A 24625-nucleotide genomic window follows, 5' to 3' on the forward strand; every position below is an offset into this window, starting at 1 on the left:
TGATCCTTCTCACTGTTCGAGGCAAATGTCGGGCACACAAGTTGTGTGGTAATTGTAATAAGTTTGTGAAGCACTTATACTGCGCGCAGGTCTCCGGAACCGTTGTTGTATGGAGAACCAGCGTAACGAATCCACACTTTTTGTAAAATAGACGGATTTAACATTTTACTTAAAATGTGCCTTTGTACCCCATTCGCTGTTTGATTTCCATCCAAGTCCGGAGGAAGGAAAAATTATAAAAGCTGTGTGGGCATAAATTGTGAAAAAACAAAGACCTGTCAATCTGGATTTACAGACGATACAGTTTCCACTCCCTGCTATCGCATCGATCTTGCATCGTGTCTCTGGGGTTATCATGTTAGTCGCAGTTGGCATCTTACTGTGGTTACTTGGCACCTCTCTCTCCTCTCCTGAAGGTTTTCAGCAAGCCGCTGAAATTATGACTGGCTTCTTCGCGAAATTTATTTTGTGGGGCATCCTAACCGCATTGGCGTATCACATTTGTGGTGGTATTCGTCATATGTTAATGGACTTCGGCTTTATTGATGAAACCTTGATTGTGGGTCGCAACTCCGCGGCTGCATCAATGGTTATTACCGTTATTTTATCAATATTGGCGGGGGTATTAGTATGGTAAGTAATTCTTCTACTTTAGGCCGTACTGGCATACAGGATTGGTTATTCCTTCGTGCCTCAGCCATTATTATCGTTCTATATGTTCTTTATCTTGTGGGATTTATTGCTACAACAGAAATAACCTATGAGGTATGGCGTGGGTTCTTTAGCTCATCCTTGACCAAAGTGTTCACCATCTTGACCTTGCTTTCTATTCTTATTCACGCGTGGATCGGAATGTGGCAAGTGTTAACGGATTATATTAAACCGCTGGCATTACGCCTGACTTTACAACTGATAATCGTTGTTGCGCTGTTGGTTTATCTTATTTATGGAACAATTGTGGTGTGGGGTGTGTAATGAATCTGCCAGTAAGAGAGTTTGATGCTGTTGTTATTGGTGCAGGTGGTGCTGGCATGCGCGCCGCTTTACAGATTTCTCAAATGGGTCTGTCTTGTGCGCTGATTTCTAAAGTTTTTCCTACTCGTTCTCATACTGTTTCCGCTCAAGGTGGTATTACTGTTGCACTGGGTAATACCCATGAGGATAACTGGGAATGGCACATGTACGATACCGTAAAAGGTTCCGACTATATTGGTGACCAAGACGCTATCGAATATATGTGTAAAACCGGCCCTGAAGCAATTTTAGAGCTGGAACATATGGGACTCCCATTTTCTCGCCTAGATGATGGTCGTATTTATCAGCGTCCATTTGGTGGTCAGTCAAAAAACTTTGGTGGCGAACAAGCTGCACGTACAGCTGCTGCCGCTGACCGTACTGGGCACGCATTATTGCATACCCTTTATCAGCAAAATTTAAAAAACCATACAACTATCTTTTCAGAGTGGTATTCACTGGACTTAGTGAAAAACCAAGATGGCGATATCGTTGGTTGTACTGCAATTTGCATCGAAACGGGTGAAGTCGTTTATTTCAAAGCAAACGCCACGATTTTAGCAACTGGCGGTGCAGGTCGTATTTACCAATCAACCACAAATGCACATATCAACACAGGTGATGGTGTGGGTATGGCGGTTCGCGCAGGTGTTCCACTGCAAGATATGGAAATGTGGCAATTCCATCCAACGGGTATTGCGGGTGCGGGCGTATTAGTGACCGAAGGTTGCCGTGGTGAAGGCGGATACCTGTTAAATAAAGACGGTGAACGCTTTATGGAACGTTACGCGCCAAACGCCAAAGACCTTGCTGGTCGCGATGTGGTTGCGCGTTCTATTATGATCGAAATCCGTGAAGGTCGTGGTTGTGATGGTCCTTGGGGTCCTCATGCGAAATTAAAACTCGATCATCTGGGTAAAGAAGTTCTTGAGTCTCGTTTGCCGGGTATTCTTGATCTTTCTCGTACTTTCGCCCACGTTGACCCAGTTAAAGAACCTATTCCTGTTATTCCTACTTGTCACTATATGATGGGTGGTATTCCAACAAAAGTAACGGGTCAAGCTATTCGTGTGAACGAGAAGGGCGAAGATGTCGTTATTCCTGGGCTGTTCGCAGTAGGTGAAATCGCTTGTGTATCTGTTCATGGTGCAAACCGCTTAGGTGGTAACTCACTATTAGACCTCGTTGTATTTGGTCGTTCAGCAGGGGTTCACTTAAAAGAGTCACTGATGGAACAAGGTACAATGCGTGATGCGAGCGATTCTGATGTTGAAGCCGCATTAACTCGCTTAAATCGCTGGGAAAACAACCGTTCTGGTGAAGATCCTGTTGAAATCCGTAAAGCACTGCAATCTTGTATGCAACATAACTTCTCGGTATTCCGTGAAGGTGATGCTATGGCAAAAGGCTTAGAAGAACTGAAAGTGATTCGTGAGCGCTTACAAAATGCACGACTGGATGATAATTCAAGCGAGTTTAATACACAGCGTATTGAATGCTTAGAATTAGATAACCTGATGGAAACTGCTTATGCCACTGCGGTATCTGCAAACTTCCGTACAGAAAGCCGTGGCGCTCATAGCCGTTTCGATTTCCCAGAACGTGATGATGCGAACTGGTTATGCCATACATTATATCAACCGCAAACCGAAACAATGACACGACGTGAAGTCAATATGCAGCCAAAACTGCGTGAAGCTTTCCCACCAAAAGTGCGTACATATTAATTAGCGGTGTTATTGAAGTTGCGGAGACTTAAATATGAAACTTGAATTTTCGATTTATCGTTATAATCCCGACGTTGATAATGCGCCGCATATGCAAGATTACACCCTCGAAGTTCCTGAAGGGCGTGACATGATGCTGTTGGATGCATTAATTCAATTAAAGGAAAAAGATCCTACCTTATCGTTCCGTCGTTCTTGTCGTGAAGGTGTTTGCGGCTCTGATGGCGTGAACATGAATGGTAAAAATGGTTTGGCTTGTATCACACCTATTTCATCTTTACAGAAAGGAAGTAAGAAAATTGTGATCAGACCGTTACCCGGTTTACCAGTAATTCGTGATTTAATAGTGGATATGACTCAGTTCTATACACAGTATGAGAAAATTCGTCCGTATTTAATTAATAATGGCAAAAATCCTCCTGCTCGTGAGAACTTACAGTCACCAGAACAACGTGAAAAGCTTGATGGACTTTATGATTGTATCCTTTGTGCTTGTTGTTCAACCTCTTGCCCGTCATTCTGGTGGAATCCAGATAAGTTTATCGGGCCTGCTGGATTGTTAGCGGCTTATCGTTTCTTGATTGATAGTCGTGATACAGAAACTGAATCTCGTCTTGATGATCTTAACGATGCATTCAGTGTATTCCGCTGTCATGGCATTATGAACTGTGTCAGCGTATGTCCTAAAGGGCTTAATCCGACAAAAGCGATTGGTCATATTAAGTCAATGTTGTTAAAACGTAGTGCATAAAATAATAACCGCCCTAAAATAGTTAGGGCGGTTAATGGAAAAACTAAGTTAGACGTTTGCGGTAAAAATAGTAAGGCGCCTTTAAACACTGTAGACAGTGCTTAAAGGTTCCTTGAGAGCTAAAGCTCCATATTTAAAGAACCTGCGAGATAGCGGGTCATAAGAGAACCTTGCAATCGACACCGTTTAATCACGGTATTAGTTATCCACGGCGAACTAAAGCTGTATAGCTTAAGGGATCATAATGCAGAACGGCGCAATGAAGGACTGGCTAGAATCAACTTTTCTAGCAGGAGAGAATCAGTCTTACATAGAAGATATCTATGAAGATTACCTAACTGACCCAAACTCTGTTGACGAAAGTTGGAGAGAGATTTTTCAACAACTGCCCGCAAGTCAAGGCATAGAACAGTCGCATTCTCAAACCCGCGACTACTTCAGACGCCTCGCAAAAGAATCCACTCGATATCATACCTCGGTAAGCGATCCGGCAATGGACTCAAAACAAGTTAAAGTTTTGCAGCTCATTAATGCCTTCCGTTTTCGTGGTCACCAAAATGCTAATCTCGACCCACTTGGTTTATGGAAACAAGAATCTGTTCCAGATTTAGATCCTGCTTTCCATAATCTAACTAAAGAAGACTTTGAAGAAACCTTTAACGTCGGTTCTTTTGCTATCGGCAAAGAAACGATGAAACTAGGTGATTTATATGAAGCACTGAAACGCATTTACTGTGGTTCAATCGGTGCTGAATATATGCACATCACTAACACTGAAGAAAAACGCTGGATCCAACAACGTCTAGAATCAGTGAATGTTGCAGACCAATTTACTAAAGAAGAAAAGTTACGCTTCCTGACAGAGCTAACGGCAGCCGAAGGTTTAGAGCGCTATTTAGGTGCAAAATTCCCAGGTGCAAAACGCTTCTCTTTAGAAGGTGGTGATGCATTAGTTCCGATGTTAAAAGATTTAATTCGCCATGCAGGTAAACAAGACACTCGTGAAGTGGTTCTTGGTATGGCGCACCGCGGACGTTTAAACGTTCTGGTTAATATCCTAGGTAAAAAGCCGGCTGATTTATTTGATGAATTTGCGGGTATTCATAAAGAGCATTTGGGAACGGGTGACGTTAAATATCACCAAGGTTTCTCATCTGATTTTGCAACTGAAGGCGCTCAAGTTCACCTTGCATTAGCCTTTAACCCGTCTCACTTAGAGATTGTTAGCCCAGTTGTTATCGGTTCTGTTCGCGCTCGTCGTGATCGTTTAGATGAAGCGCGTAGCAATATGGTGCTTCCTATCACTATTCATGGTGATGCGGCTGTGACTGGTCAAGGTGTTGTGCAAGAAACGCTGAACATGTCTCAAGCGCGTGGCTATGAAGTTGGCGGTACAGTTCGTATTGTTATCAATAACCAAGTTGGTTTTACGACTTCAAATCCAAAAGATGCCCGTTCAACGCAATACTGTACTGATGTTGTGAAAATGGTTCAGGCACCAATTTTCCACGTTAATGCAGATGATCCTGAAGCGGTCGCTTTTGTAACTCGCTTGGCATTGGATTTCCGCAATACCTTTAAACGCGATGTGATGATTGATCTCGTTTGTTACCGTCGTCATGGTCACAACGAAGCGGATGAGCCAAATGCGACTCAGCCTCTGATGTATCAAAAAATCAAAAAACATCCAACTCCACGTAAAATTTATGCGGATAAACTGGTTGCCCAATCACTGCTTGATGCCAATGATGTGACTGAACTAGTGAATCTCTATCGTGATGCGCTAGATCGTGGTGATTGTGTTGTCGAAGAATACCGCCCAATGGGTCTGCATTCTTACACATGGGAACCGTATTTAAATCACGAATGGAATGAAGAGTATCCACATAAAGTAGAGAAAACACGTTTACAAGATTTAGCGCGTCGTGTGAGTACCGTTCCTTCAGAAATCGTGATGCAATCTCGTGTTGAGAAAATTTATGCTGACCGTGCCGTTATGGCTGAAGGTGAGAAACTACTCGACTGGGGTGCCGCAGAAACATTAGCGTATGCGACTTTAGTTGACCAAGGTATCACCATTCGTCTTTCTGGTGAAGATGCGGGACGTGGTACATTCTTCCATCGTCATGCCGTTATTCATAACCAAACAAATGGCTCTGTTTATGTGCCATTAGCCAATGTTCATAATGCTCAAGGACAATTTAATGTCTGGGACTCTGTATTAACAGAAGAAGCAGTACTTGCATTTGAATATGGTTATGCCACAACAGAACCTCGTGGATTAACGATTTGGGAAGCACAATTTGGTGACTTCGCAAACGTTGCTCAAGTGGTTATCGACCAATTTATTAGCTCTGGTGAGCAAAAATGGGGTCGTATGTGTGGTTTAGTCATGTTGTTACCACACGGTTATGAAGGCCAAGGCCCAGAGCACTCCTCTGCACGTTTAGAACGTTATCTGCAACTGTGTGCAGAACAAAATATGCAGGTTTGTGTGCCATCAACTCCGGCTCAGGTTTATCATATGCTACGTCGCCAAGCGTTACGTGGTATGCGTCGCCCACTTATCGTAATGTCACCAAAATCACTGTTACGTCATCCACTAGCGGTTTCTGCGTTGGATGAATTAGCAAATGGTAAATTCTTACCTGTCATTGGTGAAATGGATTATTTAAAACCTGCTGATGTGAAACGTGTTGTGATGTGTTCCGGTAAGGTTTACTACGATTTATTAGAACAACGTCGTGCTAATGAGCAAAACAACGTTGCCATTATTCGTATTGAACAACTGTATCCATTCCCACACGAAGATATTGCGCAAATTCTCGCACCTTATGCTCATGTAAAAGAGTTTATTTGGTGTCAAGAAGAGCCTCTGAATCAAGGTGCTTGGTACTGTAGTCAGCATAACTTCCGTGATGCTATTCCTACAGGCGCAACATTACGTTATGCAGGACGTCCTGCATCAGCCTCTCCAGCAGTTGGTTATACCTCTGTTCATCAGGAGCAACAAAAAGCTCTGGTTGAAGATGCACTGAAAGTTGAATAAATAAGGATAGAAAATGAGTAGTGTAGATATTCTAGTACCGGATCTCCCTGAATCAGTTGCTGACGCATCGGTCGCAACTTGGCATAAAAAACCTGGTGATAGCATTCAACGCGATGAAGTGCTGGTTGAAATCGAAACAGATAAAGTTGTTTTAGAAGTACCTGCAAGTGAAGCAGGTGTTTTAGAAAGCATTCTTGAAGAAGAAGGCGCTACCGTTGGCTCACGCCAATTACTAGGTCGTATTCGTTTAGGTGATAGCACTGGCATTCCTGCTGATGTGAAACCTGCTCAAGATAGCACGCCAGCACAGCGTCAAAGTGCTGATATTGCTGAAAAAGGCAATAATGATGCTTTAAGTCCAACAGCGCGTCGCTTAGTGGCTGAGCACGATATTAACCCTGCTGATGTGAAAGGTAGTGGTGTAGGTGGACGTTTAACTCGCCAAGATATCGAAGGTCATGTTGCGAATAAATCAACTTCACAACCAGTAGCAGAAGCTCCTCAAACACTGTTATCTCACCGTAGCGAAAAACGTGTACCAATGACGCGTTTACGTAAACGTGTAGCAGAGCGCTTATTAGAAGCGAAAAACACCACTGCAATGTTGACAACGTTTAACGAAATCAACATGCAACCAATCAAAGATCTACGTGCTCAATATGGTGAAGCATTCGAAAAACGCCACGGTGTACGTTTAGGCTTTATGTCTTTCTATATTAAAGCGGTTGTTGAAGCACTGAAACGCTATCCAGAAGTTAATGCTTCTATCGATGGTACTGATGTGGTTTATCACAACTACTTCGATATCAGTATTGCAGTATCAACACCGCGTGGTCTGGTAACACCAGTATTACGTGATGCGGATGCAATGAGCATGGCGGATATTGAGAAAAACATCAAAGCGTTAGCGGTAAAAGGTCGTGACGGTAAGTTAACTGTTGAAGACTTAACAGGTGGTAACTTCACTATCACAAATGGCGGTGTTTTCGGTTCATTAATGTCAACTCCGATTATCAACCCACCACAAAGTGCCATTTTAGGGATGCATGCAATTAAAGATCGCCCAATGGCAGTAGATGGTCAGGTTGTTATTTTACCAATGATGTATCTGGCTCTGTCTTATGACCACCGTTTAATTGATGGTCGTGAGTCTGTCGGTTTCTTAGTAACCGTTAAAGAGATGCTAGAAGATCCAGCTCGTTTATTACTGGATGTTTAGGTAATAAATATCGCTTTTAGGCAGGGGATGCTCCTCCTGCCTACTTAGCAACAAATACTAGCATCAAAGAAGTACAGTGTGTTCGTGAAGTCAGATTTCTCTGGCTTATAGTCAAAAAAATAAGAAAGCCCGACTTTCAACAAGATTATGGATAGAACATCATGAATTTACACGAGTATCAGGCAAAACAGCTTTTCACACGGTATGGATTACCAGCACCTGCTGGTTTCGCCTGCACCACACCGCGCGAGGCAGAAGAAGCTGCATCAAAAATCGGTCATGGCCCTTGGGTTGTGAAATGTCAGGTTCACGCGGGTGGACGTGGTAAAGCTGGCGGCGTAAAAGTCGTTAAATCGAAAGAAGAGATCCGCGCATTTGCTGAACAATGGTTAGGCAAACGTTTAGTTACTTATCAGACAGACGCTAATGGTCAACCTGTTACACAGATTTTAGTTGAAGCTGCAACTGATATCGCTAAAGAGCTTTATCTTGGTGCGGTTGTTGACCGTGGTACCCGTCGCGTTGTCTTTATGGCCTCCACAGAAGGCGGCGTTGAAATTGAGAAAGTGGCAGAAGAAACGCCAGAACTTATTCATCGCGCAATTATTGATCCACTGACAGGTCCTATGCCTTATCAGGGAAGAGAATTAGCATTTAAACTGGGTTTAAAAGGCAAGCAAGTTAGCCAATTTGCTAAAATCTTTATGGGATTAGCCACTATTTTCTTAGAGCGTGATCTTGCTTTAATCGAAATTAACCCACTGGTTATTACTAAAGAAGACGATCTGATTTGTCTTGATGGTAAATTAGGCGTAGATAGCAACGCGTTATATCGTCAACCAGAAATGCGTGAAATGCACGATCCATCACAAGAAGATCCTCGTGAAGCACAAGCTGCACAATGGGAACTGAACTACGTTGCATTAGATGGCAACATTGGCTGTATGGTTAATGGTGCAGGTTTAGCGATGGGGACAATGGATATCGTTAAACTTCACGGTGGCGAGCCAGCAAACTTCCTCGATGTCGGTGGAGGTGCAACAAAAGAGCGCGTAACTGAAGCATTTAAGATTATTTTGTCAGATGAAAATGTCAGTGCTGTATTAGTCAACATTTTCGGCGGTATTGTTCGTTGTGACTTAATCGCAGACGGTATTATTGGCGCAGTTGAAGAAGTTGGCGTTAATGTTCCTGTGGTTGTTCGTCTTGAAGGAAACAATGCAGAGTTAGGCACCAAGAAATTAGCTGATAGTGGATTAAATATTATCGCTGCTAAGAGCTTAACAGATGCCGCGAAACAAGTTGTTGCAGCAGCGGAGGCAAAATAATGTCTATTTTAATCGATAAGAATACCAAAGTAATTTGCCAAGGCTTTACGGGTAGCCAAGGAACATTCCACTCTGAGCAAGCTATTGCTTATGGTACGCAAATGGTCGGTGGTGTTACACCGGGTAAAGGCGGTACTACTCACTTAGGTTTACCTGTATTCAATACAGTACGTGAAGCCGTTGAAGCAACGGGTGCAACTGCGACAGTTATCTATGTACCCGCTCCATTTTGTAAAGACTCAATCTTAGAAGCAATAGATGCAGGCATCAAACTAATTATTACTATTACTGAAGGTATTCCTACGCTGGATATGCTGACGGTTAAAGTTAAATTAGATGAAGCTGGCGTGCGCATGATTGGCCCTAACTGCCCAGGTGTTATCACTCCAGGTGAATGTAAGATTGGCATTATGCCTGGTCACATTCACTTACCAGGCAAAGTAGGTATTGTATCTCGTTCAGGTACATTAACTTATGAAGCTGTTAAGCAAACAACAGACGTCGGCTTAGGCCAATCAACCTGTGTTGGTATTGGTGGCGACCCAATTCCGGGTTCTAACTTTATTGATATTCTGAAGCTATTCCAAGAAGATCCACAAACAGAAGCGATTGTGATGATTGGTGAAATTGGAGGCACGGCAGAAGAAGAAGCGGCTGCTTATATCAAAGATCACGTCACTAAGCCTGTTGTTGGCTACATTGCGGGTGTAACAGCGCCTAAAGGCAAACGTATGGGACATGCGGGTGCAATTATTGCTGGTGGTAAAGGCACCGCAGACGAGAAATTTGCTGCCCTAGAAGCTGCGGGTGTTAAAACAGTCCGTAGTTTAGCGGATATCGGCGAAGCAATTAAATCACTGATCAAGTAAGTAACAATTCTGTTAATAATTTCAGATTGATACTATCTTAATGCCAGTTTCGAAAAAAGAAGCTGGCATTTTTTATTTCTAGTTTCATTTAATAGTCGCATCAAGAGTTAATATTGTAATTAACACCTCAATATCCTACCTGAATTTACACTAATAAATTGTTTTATATGGTTTTTTCTTTAAATTGATCTGTATGGGAAATATCATTTCTCTATTTATTTATTTTCTTGTAGAGTCTAAAAATAATGATATAAACCATGAATAAGCTTCCTGAATTGTTAAAAATAATATTTTAAATACGTGTTTTGAGTGAAAAAGGGTGTTAGCTAGAAACAATGAACACTTGTTTTATGTTGTTTTCAATATAGATGCTTCTATAAGTATCGTAATAATTAGCTTTAATTTTATACAAAGATCACGCTGTAAGGCTGATTTTTGCTAAGAAAATAGACCTTTAAACATGTTAATGAATACATGAGGAAGAGGGCACAGGCTAGTTCTTTGATAGAAAAAATATCTTTTTATTATAATAAAACATCAAATGACGGTTAAAGGTGAATTATGACCTTCTTATCATTATAGGAATTGATAATCAGCAGTTGGTGAAGATCTTGAAAAACGCTCTGTTTAAATAAGAAAATATAATAAAAATTTTTTTGTATTTTTTCTCATACCATTCAACAAATAACTTATTGTGATTATTTATCTGTTTGATTTTTATTGGTATTTATTTTTTCCATTAATAACGACTTTGCGCTTTATCAATTAAATACACATTTATTGTACTTCGTTTATCTAGAATAACAAAGAAACTAAAAAAGAAATAACATTAGGAATGGATAATCAAGATCAGATTTTTTATATATCTTTATTAGATAAAATAATTAAGAGTATTTTTTTATATTTACATTTTTGTAAATTTCAACTTATTAATTAATAGATTATTTTTTTAAAATATTTATTATTTACCTGCAAAAAAATGAAATTGATATTAAAATTAATAAAACACAATTAAAAGTGTTTATTTTTAAGTCTTTTATGAAAATAAAAAGTTAATTTTTTTATGGAAAATATAAGGAGGTAAATTACACTTAAAAATAAAAACAACATTGCATTAACACAATAGTAACTATTGGGTAATTTATTCGCAACTAGTTAACATTAAAGTGTTTTTTTGATGTGGGTCAAGTTATTAATTGTGGCAAAAATTTCTGAATATGCTTAAATTGGCACACGATCAAATATGCTGTTACAAACCTAAAAGTCGTATTGTTGACCTAAGCTCAGAATTCAAATCTGGGTCACGCAAAATATATTTATTATATGTAAATATAAGCGTACTATTTGTAAGGTATTGTGTTTTTGGTCTTTAATATTCGTTGTTGTTTTTAGAGGCATTTATTGCTGGTAGTTATGAGGCTTTATAATTTAATAAAGTCGGGTTGCCGCAAGTCGGTGTCTTCCTGCTAGGAGCAAGGAGTCAAGATGTTTGATATTGTCGAACTGTCACGGTTACAGTTTGCCTTAACAGCAATGTATCACTTCCTGTTTGTCCCATTAACGCTGGGTATGGCGTTTATGCTGGCAATCATGGAAACGATATATGTTCTGTCGGGTAAACAAGTTTACAAAGATATGACAAAGTTCTGGGGTAAGTTATTTGGTATTAACTTTGCTCTGGGTGTCGCAACTGGGTTGACCATGGAGTTCCAATTTGGTACTAACTGGTCATATTTCTCTCATTACGTCGGTGATATCTTCGGTGCGCCTTTAGCAATCGAAGGTTTAATGGCGTTCTTCTTAGAATCAACTTTCGTCGGATTGTTCTTCTTTGGCTGGGATCGTTTAGGTAAGAAGCAGCACTTGATGGTAACTTGGTTAGTTGCTTTCGGTTCTAACTTCTCTGCACTGTGGATCCTTGTTGCGAATGGTTGGATGCAAAACCCTGTCGCTGCAGACTTCAACTTTGAAACCATGCGAATGGAAATGTTGAGTTTTGCCGATCTGGTTTTAAACCCTGTCGCTCAAGTTAAATTTGTTCACACCGTTGCTGCTGGTTACTGTACTGGTGCATTCTTTGTTCTGGGTATCAGCTCTTACTACCTGCTCAAAGGCCGTGATATCGGTTTTGCAAAACGTTCTTTCGCAGTTGCTGCTACTTTTGGTATTGCAGCTGTATTATCTGTTATCGTACTGGGTGATGAATCTGGTTACGAAATGGGTGATGTACAGAAAACTAAACTGGCTGCAATTGAAGGTGAATGGCATACAGAAGCAGCTCCAGCTGCATTTAATCTGATTGCATTCCCTAATCAAGAAAAAATGGAAAACTCGTTTGCATTACAAATTCCTTATGTCATGGGTATTATTGCAACGCGTTCTTTCGATACACCAGTATTAGGTCTGCATGACTTGATGAGTCAACACGAAGTTCGTATTCGTAATGGTATGAAAGCTTACGAATTATTAAACGAACTACGTTCAGGTAATACCGATCCAACGGTACGCGCTGCATTTAATGACGCTAAAAAAGATTTAGGCTATGGCTTATTGCTTAAGCGTTATACAAATAATGTCTCCGATGCAACGGAAGCGCAAATTAAATCTGCTGTAAAAGACTCTATTCCTAAAGTCGCACCACTGTTCTGGTCATTCCGTATCATGGTTGCCGCAGGCTTCCTGATGTTACTGGTTGTTGCGATTTCCTTCTGGACAGTTCTGTCTAACCGTATTGGTAACTATAAATGGTTACTGCGTGCTGCTCTGTTTAGTATTCCATTACCATGGATTGCAGTTGAAGCAGGTTGGTTTGTTGCAGAATATGGACGTCAACCATGGGCGATTGGTGAAATCCTGCCTACGGCTGTAGCAACTTCTTCACTGACACAGGCTGATCTCCTTGTATCTATGGGTCTTATCTGTGGTCTATATACATTATTCCTAGTTGCTGAAATGTTCCTGATGTTCAAATTTGGTCGCCTTGGGCCGAGTAGCCTGAAGACGGGTCGCTATCACTTTGAACAGAAGAACGCATCTTCTGCACAAAGTAAGTAACACAGGAGTCCACTATGTTTGATTATGAAGTATTGCGATTTGTTTGGTGGCTACTGATTGGTATCTTACTGATTGGCTTTGCAGTCACTGATGGTTTTGATATGGGTGTTGGTGTGTTACTACGCGTTATCGCTAAAGATGACACTGAACGCCGTATTTTGATTAACTCTGTTGCACCTCACTGGGATGGTAACCAAGTATGGTTAATCACAGCGGGTGGTGCATTGTTCGCTGCATGGCCAATGGTTTATGCTGCGGCATTCTCTGGTTTCTATTTCGGTATGATCTTCGTACTGGCGGCATTATTCTTCCGCCCAGTTGGTTTTGATTACCGTTCTAAACTGGAATCTCCAAAATGGCGTGGCATGTGGGATTGGGGTATCTTTATTGGTAGCTTCGTTCCACCATTAGTTATCGGTGTTGCTTTTGGTAACCTGTTACAAGGTGTTCCATTAGAAGTCGATAGTATGCAACGTGTATCTTATAACGGTACGACTAACGCTCTGATTAACCTGTTAAGCCTGTTAAACCCATACGGTTTATTAGCGGGTGTGGTTAGCTTAATGATGATTGTTGCACACGGTGCAAGTTATCTTCAAATGCGTACTACTGGTGAGTTACACGAGCGTACTCGTAAAACAACGTACATTACCTCACTAATTACGTTTATCGCATTCGCATCAGCAGGTGTATGGTTAATCTATGGTATCGATGGCTTTATTATTACAAGCGCTATTGATACAGCAGGACCATCATCTCCACTGCTGAAAACCGTTTCTCATGAAGCGGGTGCTTGGATGACTAACTACAACAACTATCCAGTATTATGGGCACTGCCGGCCTTAGGTCTGTTATCTCCATTACTGGCGATTGTTGCAACTAAAGCAAACAAAGGTGGTTGGGCATTCCTGTTCACTTCACTGACTATTGCTTGTGTTATCCTGACTTGTGGTGTGACTATGTTCCCATTTGTGATGCCTTCGAGCACATTCCCAGATGTGAGCTTAACAATGTGGGATGCAACTTCTAGCTTGTTTACTCTGCAAGTCATGACAGTTGTTGCGATTATCTTTGTACCTATCGTTCTCCTTTACACCATCTGGTGTTACTGGAAAATGCATGGTCGCCTTGATAAGAAATTTATCGAAGGCAATAATCATACTCTTTACTAAGGAGCATAGAGAATGTGGTATTTTGCATGGATCCTCGGCACACTCTTCGCTTGTAGTATTGCGGTGATCGCAGGACTGGCTTTCGAACACGCTGAAGCCAAAAAAACTTCAGAAAGTGAAGAATAATGTTGGATAAAAGCTACCAACTACTAGACAAGGGCCCTATTAGGGCTCTTGTTTTAATCATGGCGTTGGCTATGGCATTTTGTGTCATGTGGGACCCTAGCCGATTTGCAGCGAACACAAGTTCATTGGCAATTTGGCAAGGTATTCTTCTTATTTGGTCTGTATGTGCTGGTGCAACTTTTGGTCTAGCATTTCGTCCTAAACATATTGTCGCAAAATGTTTATTACATCCAATCCCAGCAATTATTATTTTAGTTGTTGGATTAAGTTACTTTTTCTTCTAAAAAAATACCTTATTTCTGCTCGTAATATGAAAAAGAAATAAGGTATTTTATTTTCTATACATTCATACATCTGCACTAAATTCTTTTGTCCTCGTGTTTCTATAATTGAATATTTTCTTTCAAATAATCAATAAATAAACGTGTTTTTCTTGGGATATGCTCGCTATAAGGAAAAATAATATTAACGGATTGTGTTAATAGCGATAGTTCAGGAAACAGCACCACTAATTTTTCTTCTAATAATTCTTGATGAATATACCAATGTGGCAAAATAGTCATTCCAGCATGCGAAAGTACCATTTTCTTTAATGCAGCAATAGTATTCGTTTCGAAATAGGCATCTTGAGCTAATTGAGAAAGTAGGGTATTGAATTCTGAAGAGGCTGAAAGCTTACTTTGGCGCAAATTACTATTTGCTAAATAAGGAATAGCGCTCAAGTCATTAATGGTTTTTATTGAGAATTTTTGCAACAAATGAGGTGAGATAACCAAACTTATCTCATAATCAGCCAGTTTTGTAGACCGATAATTACTGTCTTTTAATGTGCCAAGACGAATAGCAAGATCAAGTTTATGGTTTATTAAATCCTCAATAGAAGAATTAAACGCATACTGTACTTTTAGCTTCGGATGCAACTGCATAAATTGATTAAGTAATGGCAAAATGTAGTGTTCACCAAATTCAGCCGTTGAACTTAACCGCAACGATCCCTGTAATTCTTGTTGACCTAATCGCGCTTTATCCAATGTTTGTTCTAATTGAATTAACACTTGGCGAAAATCCTGATAAAGCATTTCTCCTGTTTCTGTCAGTGAGAATCGACGAGTATTACGATTAAGTAATGATACATCTAATTCTGTTTCTAACGCCTTGATATGAATACTTACCATCGATTTACTGAGGCGCAAATATTTTGCTGCTTGAGTAAATGATCCCGTATCGACAACAGCAATAAACGAGCGAATTCGATCAATTTGATTTTGCATGATTGTTTACTCTGATTAAACAATAAGTTCTATTTTGTCAGATAGACGAAATTCGTCAATCTTCCGTACTCTATGCCCGGAGGATTTTTATGACTTACCGTTATCGAATTGCATCTATATTTTTGCTGGGCTTCTTTATCGATTGTATTAACATTTTTATGTCAGCTATTGCATTACCTGCAATTGCCGATGATATGCAGATCTCTATCGTTTCTGTTACATGGGTTTCAAATAGTTATATTTTAGGATTAACATTAATTATTCCCTTGAGTCATTGGTTATCTCAACGTTTTGGAATTAAAGCATTGATGGTAACGTCAATGTTGATGTTTAGTTTATCAGTTGCATTAGTGGGATATTCTCACTCTTTTATCGAACTTATTTTTTGGCGCTTTATTCAAGGTGTGAGTGGTGGGCTGTTAATCCCAATAGGGCAAGCATTAACTTTTCAATATTTTCAAGGGAATGAGAGAAGTAAAATATCAACACTTATTATGGCAATAGCCTTGATTGCACCTGCGATATCGCCAACATTAGGTGGATTTATTGTTGATGTTGTTTCGTGGCGTTGGGTTTTTTATAGCAATATTCCATTCTCATTGATAACCGCGTTTCTAGCCTTTATCTGGGTAAAAGAGCCTTTACCGAAAGAAAACGCTATGCCTGATATTAAAGGTATCATTCTTATTAGTTTGATCATTGTATCTGGATTGTTCGCGTTATCTGCTTATGGTGAATATCACTCAACATTACTTGCTTTATTGATTGCCGTACTTTCAATCATTTTTGCTGTACTTTATTATTATCATTATCGGCACCATTCATCACCGGTTATTAATTTAACATTATTAAAAAATAGAAATCTATCACTCTCTATTTTTATTTATTACTGTATTCCGGGTGTTTTTACTGGCGTAAATATTCTCGCTATTTTTTATTTACAACAATATTTAAAATTTACAGGTCAAGGTACAGGTGTTTTTATGTTGTTGTATGCACTGGGTGCCTTTATTTCGATGACAATAAGTGGTTCGCTTTATAATAAATTAGGTATGAAACGCTTATTTATTATTGCGTTGCTATTACATAGTATTGGTATCGCTTTATTAAGTATTGTAAATAGTAATACAGATATTCCATTACTTATTATTGCATATCTAATTATCGGAGTGGGTGGGGGAGTGGGTGCTAACACCGCTCAAACCACGGCATTGTATGACTTTAGTGCGCAGAAGTTAGTTCAAGCAAGTATTATTTGGAATATTAACAGGCAAGTTGTTTTTAGTCTCGGGGCAACTATGGTTGCTATGTTATTTAATATTCTTTCTCTTTTTTGTTTACCACAAACTGCTTATAGCATGACTTTTTTAATATGTGCATTGATAGGTATATTACCTCTTACTTTATTATTTACATTAAAGAAAAAAGTTATTACACAGGAAATACAAGATGAATTTTAATAATGATTTAATTATAGAAAGCATTAAATCTTTGCATGATGAAATTGAAACGGTTTTTACACAATATCCACTATCAATTACTGCCATTACAAAAATAGAAAATCTCTTATCTCCAGAATTTTCAATGGTTGGGATCAGCGGAAAAGCGGTGAGTTATGATGAAGTTATCGCGATGTTCAAACAAAATGCAGGAAAAAGAAGTGGTCTGAAAATAAAAACGGATGATTATAAAATAATTCACCAGTCAGATTGTTTGGCGCTTGTCCGATATCAAGAAACACATAGTGAAAATAAGAAAATTCTTAGACGTGAGTCTGTGGTGTTATTGAGACGCAATTCTCATGATGAGAGTTGGCAATGGTACTACCTTCATGAAACCCCAATCTCAAATAATTGATTGATTTATATGAAAAACCAGTTTTTTAACTGGTTTTTTTTATCATTAAAAATAATACTACTAAATTAGACAATCTATAAATTTCTAATTAGCAAGCATTTTTATGCTGTCTTAATAAAAATATTTTTTCTATTCAGAGCACAAAGCATATTGCGTGTTGCAAAGAAGAGTTTATGATTGGCGGCTGAAAACTGCGTTTTCTATTCTTTACGTTACTACGATTCCCTTAGAGCGACCTCTTAAGTATAGTTAGGTAACCTATAGCTACATTATTTATGGACTTAACTCGGGAAATGTAAGGAAGGTAATATGCAGTTTCTTTGGCCTGTTCGTGTTTATTATGAAGATACTGATGCCGGTGGTGTTGTTTATCACGCCAGTTATCTGAAATATTTTGAACGCGCTAGAACTGAACTACTCAGAGAAAAAGGTTTTCATCAGCATGATTTACGGGAGTATAATCATGTTGCATTTGTTGTACGTAAATTATCAATAGAATATATTGCGCCAGCTCGACTTGATAATCTTTTGCAAGTAGAAAGTGAAATTACCGCATTGCGTGGTGTTTCGATGACATTTTCTCAAAAAATTATTAATGAAGATGGTTGTGTATTGTGTAGCGCAGAAGTGCTCATTGTCTGCGTAGATTCATCAAAAATGAAGCCAGTAGCGCTTCCTAAGTCCATTATCGCGGAGTTTAAGTAGTGGCTGACATGAATGTTATCGATCTCTTCCTAAAAGCAGGGCTTTTAGTCAAGTTGATCATGTTGCTTTTAATCGGATTTTCTATTGCATCTTGGGCGATTATTATTCAGCGAACTAAAGTTCTGAATGCCGCCGATCGTGAAGCTGCAGATTTTGAAGATAAATTCTGGTCAGGTACTGATTTGGCTCGTTTATATAAAGATAGCCAAGCACGTCGTGATGAATTATCTGGTTCAGAGCAAATTTTTCATTCTGGCTTTAAAGAATTTGCCCGTTTGCATCAAGCAAGCGTTCATGCTCCTGATGCGGTTGTTAATGGTGCATCAAGGGCTATGCGTGTCTCTTTCAATCGTGAATTAGAATCTTTAGAAAATCATATTCCTTTCCTTGGTACTGTTGGCTCTATCAGCCCATATATTGGTCTGTTTGGTACAGTTTGGGGGATTATGCACGCATTTATTGCATTAGGTAGTGTTAAACAAGCGACATTACAAATGGTCGCACCCGGCATTGCTGAAGCGCTGATTGCAACAGCTATCGGTTTATTTGCGGCAATCCCCGCAGTTATGGCTTATAACCGGTTTACGCAGCGTGTAAATAAACTGGAACAAAGTTACGATAACTTTATGGAAGAGTTCCTGACGATTTTACATCGCCAAGCTTTTGCCTCCGCAGAAAAGAAATAGTTAACGCAGAAGGAGAGAGCTGATGGCACGGGGTCGCAGTAGCCGCCGAGGCGTAAAATCAGAGATTAACATTGTTCCTTTGCTCGACGTATTATTAGTGCTGTTACTTATTTTTATGGCTACGGCACCGATTATCTCGCAAAGTGTTGAGGTTGATCTTCCTGAAGCAACAGAGACACAAACTGTTTCAAGTAGCGATAATCCTCCTGTGATTGTTGAAGTTGCAGGTGTTGGGCAATATAACATTCGTGTTGATCAGGAAGTATTAGAATTATTACCACAAGAACAGATTATGGCTGAAGCTAAACGACAACTGGAAAAAAATCCGAAAGTTGTCTTTCTTATTGGCGGTGCTAAAGATGTTCCTTATGATGAGATAATTAAAGCGCTCAACATGTTACGTCAAGCAGGTGTTAAATCTGTAGGTTTAATGACTCAGCCTATGTAATTAGGTTGAAATAAGTTTGGATGATAGCGTGGGAAAGAAGACGAAACCAACCCGAAGTAAATTGAGCGGTTCAGTTATCTTGTCTACCGCCTTGCATTTACTTGTTATCGCATTGCTTATCTGGGGGTCATTAACTCAGAAATGGGATTTAGGTGGTGGCGGTGGATCTGATGGACAAGTTATTGATGCTATTATGGTTGATCCTAATGCGGTGGTACAACAGTATAACCAGCAAAAAGCGCAACAAGCTAACGTCCAAAAAGCCGAGCAAGAGCGAAAAGAGCGTGCAGAGCAACAAGAAGAAGAGTTGCGTCAGCAGCAAGTGAAAGAACAAGAACGTTTGAAAACGTTAGAAGTTGAACGTTTACAAGCGAAAGAGGCGGCAGAAGCTCAAAAACGTGAATCTGCATTAGCCGCCGCTAAAGCAAAAGAAGAACAAAAAGTTGCAGAAGAAGCGGCTGCACAAGCGAAAGCAGAGCGTGATCGCATCTTAAAAGAACAAGCAGACGCTAAAAAACAAGCGGAAGCAGAAGCGAAGAAACAAGCAGAATTAGCCGCGAAACAAAAAGCGGAAGAAGAAGCGAAGGCCAAAGCTGAAGCCGATGCAAAAGCCAAAGCAGAAGCGGATGCAAAAGCTAAAGCTGAAGCCGATGCTAAAGCAAAGGCTGCCGCAGAAGCGAAAGCTAAAGCAGCAGCAGAAGCTAAGGCAAAAGCGGCTGCTCAACAGCAAAGTAAAGCAGTAGATAGTTTACTTGATGGTTTAGTGGCTGACGGTAGTAAACAAAGTGGTGCTTCTGCAGCAGGTCAAGGTGGTGGAAATCGTACTGGTGCGAATGATGCGGGTATTGATCGCTATACAGGGCAAGTGAAAGTTGCTATCCAACAGAAGTTTTTTGATTCTGATTTGTATAAAGGTCGTAAGTGTGACCTTAAAATAAGTATTGCACCAGACGGAATGTTGATAAGTGCGAAAGCGGTAGGTGGAGATCCGGCTTTATGCCAAGTCGCATTACAAGCGGCGAAAATGGCGACATTACCTAAGCCACCAAAGGATATTTACGAGAAAGTAAAATCACCAACAATTGAGTTTAAGCCATAAAACTGTCTGATAGTAGGAAAACATACACTAATTTATAGCTATTTTAGAATGTTATTGATGTGTTGTATGGTGTTGTTGAAAAGCGTTTGTTACTATTCTGTGCGTTATTGCGTAATAACCGCAATAATAAAAGGGAGACATGATGAAGCAGGCATTAAATGTTATTTTCGGGCTTTTAATTTTATGCGTAGCCACTCTGGCTAACGCTGAAGTTCGAATTGAAATTACACAAGGGGTGAATACTGCACGCCCTATCGGTGTTGTTCCTTTTAAATGGGAAGGCACAGGTCAAATGCCAGAAGATGTTGCTGGTATCATTGCGGCTGATTTACGTAATAGCGGAAAATTCAATCCAATTGATGTATCTCGTATACCTCAACAACCAGTTACTGCCTCTGAAGTCCAACCTGCACTTTGGACTGCATTGGGCATTGACTCTGTTGTCGTAGGACGTGTGCAACCATCAGCGGATGGTCAATATTTAGTGAGTTATCAGCTAGTTGATGTCGCTGGTTCTCCAGGTGCGGTTTTATCTCAAAGTGAGTTTAAAGTTCCATCTAAATGGTTACGTTACTCTGCACATACCGCGAGTGATGAAGTTTTTGAAAAACTGACGGGTATTCGTGGTGCATTCCGTACACGTATTGCTTATGTTGTTGTGACAAATGGTGGCGCATATCCTTATGAATTGCGCGTTTCAGATTATGATGGATTTAACCAAGATCGTGTTTATCGTTCATCACAGCCATTAATGTCACCAGCATGGTCGCCAGATGGTGCTAAACTTGCATATGTAACCTTTGAAAGTGGTCAATCTGCTTTAGTGGTACAAACATTAGCAACAGGTGAAATTCGCCAAATTGCATCATTCCCAAGACATAATGGCGCACCTTCGTTTTCACCTGATGGCTCTAAACTTGCATTTGCTCTTTCTAAGAGCGGTAGCTTAAATCTGTATGTTATGGATTTAGCTAGTGGGAATATGACACAGGTAACCAATGGCAGAAGTAATAATACCGAGCCAAATTGGATGCCAGATGGACAAACCTTAGTCTATACTTCAGATCAAGGTGGACGTCCACAAATTTACAAGGTTAATATTAACGGTGGAACGCCAGAGCGTATTACTTGGGAAGGTAAACAAAACCAAAACCCAGCAGTAAGCCCAGATGGCAGTTTCTTAGTTATGGTGAGTTCTGAAAGCGGTAGGCAACATATCGCTAAGCAGGATCTGGAAACGAATTCCGTACAATATCTAACAGATACGTTTCTGGATGAAACGCCAAGCATCGCTCCTAATGGCACAATGGTTATTTATAGCTCGACACAAGGCTTAGGCACCATTTTGCAGCTAGTATCGACTGATGGACGTTTCAAAGCGCGTCTTCCGGCGACTGACGGTCAGGTTAAATCACCTGCCTGGTCACCGTTTATGTGATGCATAAAAATTATGTATGGCAAACAAATAAAGGAACAAATAGAGATGCAATTAAACAAAGTGTTTAAAGGGTTGATGTTAGCATTACCACTCGTTGCTGTTGCAGCATGTAGCTCAAACAAAAACGACGATCAAACTGATACAAACAATGTACCAGTTGTTGAACAAGGTCCTACTGCTGAAGAATTAGCACGTCAGCAATTAGAACAACTGAAACAACAAAACATCGTTTACTTCGGTTTTGACAAATATGACATTAGCTCAGACTACGCTAACCTGTTAGATGCACACGCAGCATTCCTGCGTTCAAATCCATCAGTACGTATCACTGTAGAAGGTCATGCTGACGAACGCGGTACTCCAGAATACAACATCGCTCTGGGCGAACGTCGTGCAAACGCTGTGAAAATGTACCTGCAAGGTAAAGGCGTATCTGCTGATCAACTGTCAATCGTTTCTTACGGTAAAGAAAAACCAGCTGTACTGGGTCATGACGAAGCCGCTTATGCGAAAAACCGTCGTGCAGTACTGGATTACTAAGAGAACGGCATGAACAACAGTAACTTCAGACCTTTCTTGATGAGTCTGTTGTTACTGGTTGGCGTAGCGGCTCCTGTAGCCGCTATTGCCCAAGCGCCAATCAGTAATATCGGTTCAGGTTCGACCGATGAACGACTCGCCCAACTTGAGCGTTTTTCAAATGCTCACAGCCAGCTTTTGACCCAATTACAGCAACAACTCGCTGATTCTCAGCGTGATATTGATATGTTACGTGGTCAAATTCAGGAAAATCAGTACCAGTTAAATCAAGTTGTTGAACGCCAACGCAATATCTATCAACAATTAGATAGCCTTGGTGGCGGAGCTTCAACATCAACAGAAGCCACTCAACCTGATAATACTGCTTCTTCAACACCTCCTGCGGCAACTAGTTCAGGACAAGGTGATGAGAAGGCCGATTATAATGCAGCAATTGATATCGTATTGAATTCTAAAGATTACGATAAGGCAATTGTTGAATTAAACAACTTTATCAATAACTATCCGAAATCTAGCTATCAATCAAATGCACAATTTTGGTTGGGTCAGATGTATTATCTAAAAGGTAATAAGGATCAGGCGGCAAGTACATTTGCTATTGTTGTTAAAAACTATCCAAAATCTCAAAAAGCAAGTGAAGCCTTTTATAAAATTGGCTTGATCATGCAAGAGAAAGGGCAAAAGGATAATGCTAAAGCTGTTTACCAACAAGTGATTAAGCAATATCCAAATAGCGCTGGCGCTAAATTAGCGCAAAAGCAGCTAGGAACACTCTAATTATTGGCCCCGTAATGTAAAATGTTGCATTTTCGGGGTTAAATGATTGTTTTTTCAACGGTTGAATGTTTTTTTGAAAAAAAACGTTGCACAAAAACATTAAATCAGTATTATTACCCGCCGTTGCCACAGAGAATGTGGCGAGTTCGAAAAAGGGTCGTTAGCTCAGTCGGTAGAGCAGTTGACTTTTAATCAATTGGTCGGGCGTTCGAATCGCCCACGACCCACCATTTTCGAACACCAATCCGTTTTATTGAAATGGGTCGTTAGCTCAGTCGGTAGAGCAGTTGACTTTTAATCAATTGGTCGGGCGTTCGAATCGCCCACGACCCACCATTTCAACCCTTCTCGTATATCTATCATTCCCTAAACAGAACAGTAAACAAGCTCTTAGCTATTTTTTGATAATGAAATTCATTGTTTGATTACACAATGAAGATAGTTTTCTCAAAATTGAAAAAACTACCTCGCTTTAATTAACAATCACATTGAAATCAGTAATGACAAACAATCGATGACGTAATCTGAGTGTATTCATTTTCAGTCAAAAATTCATTATCGATTAGCCAATTACAGATAAGCGCTTGCGTTTTTATCGCAGTATCAATAGGGTGATTGAGCTGTTTTGACGCATCAAGAAAAAATGCCATCATTATAGAAAGGGAGGCGGCAGCTTCATAAGGCGTACTCATTGCAAGTGTGCTTTCTAATGAACGTAATGAATAAAACTTAGGTAGCCACTCTTTTAAGTTTTTCCCTTGATACCACACATCTTGTGTTGATGTTTGTAATGCAACTTGTTCAAGTAAGGCTATCAACCATTCACGCATATCATTCATGCGATAATTAGCAAACCAAAACTCATGGCGCAGAATCGCTACAGCGGCTTGTGTGGCTTCAAACCAGAATTCTTGAGCATCACTGTAAGCTTGCTCTTTTGAAAGCACAGGAGGTGTTATAACGCTAATTTCAGGAAGCCCGTCACATAAACCTGTTTTATCAAGTAGGATTTGATATCCACGCTGGTAAACTGGACTAAGCCCTTCACTTTTCATGTTAAAAATACGCTCAGGCTCTGCCATCATAATATCCATTTTGCGGCCTTGAGCTAAAACATGTAAATAAATAGGCCAAAGTTTACCTTTAGGATCTTCGCACTCTAATTGTAAGTTAACTAAGCTATCACCAAATTGTGATAACCAGTGTTGGTTTTTTGCGAGTTCAGTCGCACCATAACCGATAAGCTCTATATCAATATCAGAATAACTGTCTATCTTTTTATTACGTCCTAATGATCCAGTTAGCACTACAGCTTCGATTCTAGGATCAAGGAGGGCAAAAGATAGCATGCGATCGATTAAACGTGTTGTTGGCTCCATATTTCTCTCTAGTAAGTAAAATGTATAAAGTTATTTGTCGTTTTTATTGTTTAAAAAGTGAATTAGAATAATTTGTTTAGTATATAAAACATTTATTTGTTATTTTTATTAACTAG

The 24625-nt window shown here is 39.9% G+C and carries 23 protein-coding genes and 2 tRNA genes; 23 read left to right on the forward strand and 2 right to left on the reverse strand.

The window, feature by feature from the left end; translation table 11 throughout:
• Positions 1–256: 256 nt before the first annotated feature.
• The 12 genes from sdhC to ybgE all read left to right on the forward strand — a co-directional run bounded on the left by sdhC (position 257) and on the right by ybgE (position 14593).
• A complete protein-coding gene (sdhC, locus tag BTA34_RS03990) occupies positions 257–637 on the forward strand; it encodes a succinate dehydrogenase cytochrome b556 subunit (RefSeq protein ID WP_129586864.1) in 381 nt (126 codons plus the stop codon).
• Positions 631–975 (forward strand): succinate dehydrogenase membrane anchor subunit, encoded by a 345-nt coding sequence (sdhD, locus tag BTA34_RS03995; protein ID WP_006537664.1) that lies wholly within the window; start codon positions 631–633, stop codon positions 973–975. Before sdhC ends, sdhD begins: the two co-directional genes overlap by 7 nt.
• Positions 975–2741, forward strand: coding sequence for a succinate dehydrogenase flavoprotein subunit (gene sdhA, locus BTA34_RS04000; RefSeq protein ID WP_023581183.1), 1767 nt, complete (start codon positions 975–977; stop codon positions 2739–2741). The genes sdhD and sdhA overlap by 1 nt, the downstream gene beginning before the upstream one ends.
• Before the next feature lie 34 nt (positions 2742–2775).
• Positions 2776–3492: a succinate dehydrogenase iron-sulfur subunit gene (locus BTA34_RS04005; protein WP_006537662.1), complete on the forward strand. Its 717-nt coding sequence runs from the start codon at positions 2776–2778 to the stop codon at positions 3490–3492.
• A 244-nt stretch (positions 3493–3736) separates the two neighbouring features.
• A complete protein-coding gene (gene sucA / locus BTA34_RS04010) occupies positions 3737–6541 on the forward strand; it encodes a 2-oxoglutarate dehydrogenase E1 component (RefSeq protein ID WP_151434579.1) in 2805 nt (934 codons plus the stop codon).
• A gap of 13 nt (positions 6542–6554) precedes the next feature.
• Positions 6555–7760 (forward strand): 2-oxoglutarate dehydrogenase complex dihydrolipoyllysine-residue succinyltransferase, encoded by a 1206-nt coding sequence (gene odhB / locus BTA34_RS04015; RefSeq protein WP_151434580.1) that lies wholly within the window; start codon positions 6555–6557, stop codon positions 7758–7760.
• A 161-nt stretch (positions 7761–7921) separates the two neighbouring features.
• Positions 7922–9088 carry an ADP-forming succinate--CoA ligase subunit beta gene (gene sucC, locus BTA34_RS04020; protein WP_151434581.1) on the forward strand — a complete coding sequence of 389 codons (1167 nt, stop codon included), beginning with the start codon at positions 7922–7924 and terminating at the stop codon, positions 9086–9088.
• Complete coding sequence (gene sucD, locus BTA34_RS04025) at positions 9088–9957, forward strand: succinate--CoA ligase subunit alpha (RefSeq protein ID WP_006537657.1); 870 nt, start codon at positions 9088–9090, stop codon at positions 9955–9957. Before sucC ends, sucD begins: the two co-directional genes overlap by 1 nt.
• Positions 9958–11442: 1485 nt before the next feature.
• On the forward strand, positions 11443–13011 hold the full coding sequence (gene cydA, locus BTA34_RS04030; RefSeq protein WP_151434582.1) for a cytochrome ubiquinol oxidase subunit I: 1569 nt from the start codon (positions 11443–11445) through the stop codon (positions 13009–13011).
• Between the two features lie 14 nt (positions 13012–13025).
• On the forward strand, positions 13026–14183 hold the full coding sequence (cydB, locus tag BTA34_RS04035; protein ID WP_151434583.1) for a cytochrome d ubiquinol oxidase subunit II: 1158 nt from the start codon (positions 13026–13028) through the stop codon (positions 14181–14183).
• Between the two features lie 12 nt (positions 14184–14195).
• Complete coding sequence (cydX, locus tag BTA34_RS04040; RefSeq protein WP_099075922.1) at positions 14196–14309, forward strand: cytochrome bd-I oxidase subunit CydX; 114 nt, start codon at positions 14196–14198, stop codon at positions 14307–14309.
• Positions 14309–14593 carry a cyd operon protein YbgE gene (ybgE, locus tag BTA34_RS04045; RefSeq protein WP_151434584.1) on the forward strand — a complete coding sequence of 95 codons (285 nt, stop codon included), beginning with the start codon at positions 14309–14311 and terminating at the stop codon, positions 14591–14593. The genes cydX and ybgE overlap by 1 nt, the downstream gene beginning before the upstream one ends.
• A 99-nt stretch (positions 14594–14692) precedes the next feature.
• On the opposite strand, the gene BTA34_RS04050 is transcribed toward ybgE, so the two are convergent.
• Positions 14693–15580: a LysR family transcriptional regulator gene (locus tag BTA34_RS04050; protein ID WP_151434585.1), complete on the reverse strand. Its 888-nt coding sequence runs from the start codon at positions 15578–15580 to the stop codon at positions 14693–14695.
• An 89-nt stretch (positions 15581–15669) separates the two neighbouring features.
• Here BTA34_RS04050 and BTA34_RS04055 point away from each other — a divergent pair, with 89 nt between their 5' ends.
• From BTA34_RS04055 to BTA34_RS04105, 11 genes are all read left to right on the forward strand, one after another.
• Complete coding sequence (locus BTA34_RS04055; RefSeq protein WP_151434586.1) at positions 15670–17040, forward strand: MFS transporter; 1371 nt, start codon at positions 15670–15672, stop codon at positions 17038–17040.
• Positions 17030–17437 (forward strand): DUF4440 domain-containing protein, encoded by a 408-nt coding sequence (locus BTA34_RS04060; protein ID WP_151434587.1) that lies wholly within the window; start codon positions 17030–17032, stop codon positions 17435–17437. The genes BTA34_RS04055 and BTA34_RS04060 overlap by 11 nt, the downstream gene beginning before the upstream one ends.
• 309 nt (positions 17438–17746) lie before the next feature.
• Positions 17747–18142 carry a tol-pal system-associated acyl-CoA thioesterase gene (gene ybgC, locus BTA34_RS04065; protein WP_151434588.1) on the forward strand — a complete coding sequence of 132 codons (396 nt, stop codon included), beginning with the start codon at positions 17747–17749 and terminating at the stop codon, positions 18140–18142.
• On the forward strand, positions 18142–18828 hold the full coding sequence (gene tolQ, locus BTA34_RS04070) for a Tol-Pal system protein TolQ (protein ID WP_075672726.1): 687 nt from the start codon (positions 18142–18144) through the stop codon (positions 18826–18828). Before ybgC ends, tolQ begins: the two co-directional genes overlap by 1 nt.
• Positions 18829–18850: 22 nt before the next feature.
• The gene (gene tolR / locus BTA34_RS04075; RefSeq protein WP_023581195.1) at positions 18851–19276 is read left to right on the forward strand and encodes a colicin uptake protein TolR; all 426 of its coding nucleotides are present in this window, start codon (positions 18851–18853) and stop codon (positions 19274–19276) included.
• A gap of 28 nt (positions 19277–19304) precedes the next feature.
• Positions 19305–20375 carry a cell envelope integrity protein TolA gene (gene tolA / locus BTA34_RS04080; RefSeq protein ID WP_151434589.1) on the forward strand — a complete coding sequence of 357 codons (1071 nt, stop codon included), beginning with the start codon at positions 19305–19307 and terminating at the stop codon, positions 20373–20375.
• Between the two features lie 142 nt (positions 20376–20517).
• On the forward strand, positions 20518–21813 hold the full coding sequence (gene tolB / locus BTA34_RS04085) for a Tol-Pal system beta propeller repeat protein TolB (RefSeq protein WP_151434590.1): 1296 nt from the start codon (positions 20518–20520) through the stop codon (positions 21811–21813).
• Positions 21814–21858: 45 nt separating this feature from the next.
• A complete protein-coding gene (gene pal / locus BTA34_RS04090; protein ID WP_100159459.1) occupies positions 21859–22353 on the forward strand; it encodes a peptidoglycan-associated lipoprotein Pal in 495 nt (164 codons plus the stop codon).
• A 9-nt stretch (positions 22354–22362) separates the two neighbouring features.
• Positions 22363–23130, forward strand: coding sequence for a cell division protein CpoB (gene cpoB, locus BTA34_RS04095; protein WP_088493403.1), 768 nt, complete (start codon positions 22363–22365; stop codon positions 23128–23130).
• 154 nt (positions 23131–23284) lie between these two features.
• Positions 23285–23360: transfer RNA gene (locus tag BTA34_RS04100), tRNA-Lys, on the forward strand.
• A 30-nt stretch (positions 23361–23390) separates the two neighbouring features.
• Positions 23391–23466, forward strand: a tRNA-Lys gene (locus BTA34_RS04105).
• Positions 23467–23624: 158 nt separating this feature from the next.
• On the opposite strand, the gene BTA34_RS04110 is transcribed toward BTA34_RS04105, so the two are convergent.
• On the reverse strand, positions 23625–24509 hold the full coding sequence (locus BTA34_RS04110) for an aminoglycoside 6-adenylyltransferase (RefSeq protein WP_151434591.1): 885 nt from the start codon (positions 24507–24509) through the stop codon (positions 23625–23627).
• Between the last annotated feature and the right edge of the window lie 116 nt (positions 24510–24625).

The sequence above is a fragment of the Proteus sp. CD3 genome (assembly GCF_008808075.1).
Lineage (GTDB): Bacteria > Pseudomonadota > Gammaproteobacteria > Enterobacterales > Enterobacteriaceae > Proteus > Proteus appendicitidis.

Excerpts from the sequence above, each read along its gene's own strand:
- BTA34_RS04060 (WP_151434587.1), top strand. The coding sequence starts at position 17,030 with ATGAATTTTAATAATGATTTAATTATAGAAAGCATTAAATCTTTGCAT.
- cydA (WP_151434582.1), top strand. The coding sequence starts at position 11,443 with ATGTTTGATATTGTCGAACTGTCACGGTTACAGTTTGCCTTAACAGCA.
- BTA34_RS04055 (WP_151434586.1), top strand. The coding sequence starts at position 15,670 with ATGACTTACCGTTATCGAATTGCATCTATATTTTTGCTGGGCTTCTTT.
- BTA34_RS04110 (WP_151434591.1), bottom strand. The coding sequence starts at position 24,509 with ATGGAGCCAACAACACGTTTAATCGATCGCATGCTATCTTTTGCCCTC.
- tolB (WP_151434590.1), top strand. The coding sequence starts at position 20,518 with ATGAAGCAGGCATTAAATGTTATTTTCGGGCTTTTAATTTTATGCGTA.
- BTA34_RS04005 (WP_006537662.1), top strand. The coding sequence starts at position 2,776 with ATGAAACTTGAATTTTCGATTTATCGTTATAATCCCGACGTTGATAAT.
- ybgC (WP_151434588.1), top strand. The coding sequence starts at position 17,747 with ATGCAGTTTCTTTGGCCTGTTCGTGTTTATTATGAAGATACTGATGCC.
- ybgE (WP_151434584.1), top strand. The coding sequence starts at position 14,309 with ATGTTGGATAAAAGCTACCAACTACTAGACAAGGGCCCTATTAGGGCT.
- tolR (WP_023581195.1), top strand. The coding sequence starts at position 18,851 with ATGGCACGGGGTCGCAGTAGCCGCCGAGGCGTAAAATCAGAGATTAAC.
- sdhA (WP_023581183.1), top strand. The coding sequence starts at position 975 with ATGAATCTGCCAGTAAGAGAGTTTGATGCTGTTGTTATTGGTGCAGGT.
- cydX (WP_099075922.1), top strand. The coding sequence starts at position 14,196 with ATGTGGTATTTTGCATGGATCCTCGGCACACTCTTCGCTTGTAGTATT.
- cpoB (WP_088493403.1), top strand. The coding sequence starts at position 22,363 with ATGAACAACAGTAACTTCAGACCTTTCTTGATGAGTCTGTTGTTACTG.
- sucA (WP_151434579.1), top strand. The coding sequence starts at position 3,737 with ATGCAGAACGGCGCAATGAAGGACTGGCTAGAATCAACTTTTCTAGCA.
- pal (WP_100159459.1), top strand. The coding sequence starts at position 21,859 with ATGCAATTAAACAAAGTGTTTAAAGGGTTGATGTTAGCATTACCACTC.
- BTA34_RS04050 (WP_151434585.1), bottom strand. The coding sequence starts at position 15,580 with ATGCAAAATCAAATTGATCGAATTCGCTCGTTTATTGCTGTTGTCGAT.
- cydB (WP_151434583.1), top strand. The coding sequence starts at position 13,026 with ATGTTTGATTATGAAGTATTGCGATTTGTTTGGTGGCTACTGATTGGT.
- sucD (WP_006537657.1), top strand. The coding sequence starts at position 9,088 with ATGTCTATTTTAATCGATAAGAATACCAAAGTAATTTGCCAAGGCTTT.
- sdhD (WP_006537664.1), top strand. The coding sequence starts at position 631 with ATGGTAAGTAATTCTTCTACTTTAGGCCGTACTGGCATACAGGATTGG.
- odhB (WP_151434580.1), top strand. The coding sequence starts at position 6,555 with ATGAGTAGTGTAGATATTCTAGTACCGGATCTCCCTGAATCAGTTGCT.
- sucC (WP_151434581.1), top strand. The coding sequence starts at position 7,922 with ATGAATTTACACGAGTATCAGGCAAAACAGCTTTTCACACGGTATGGA.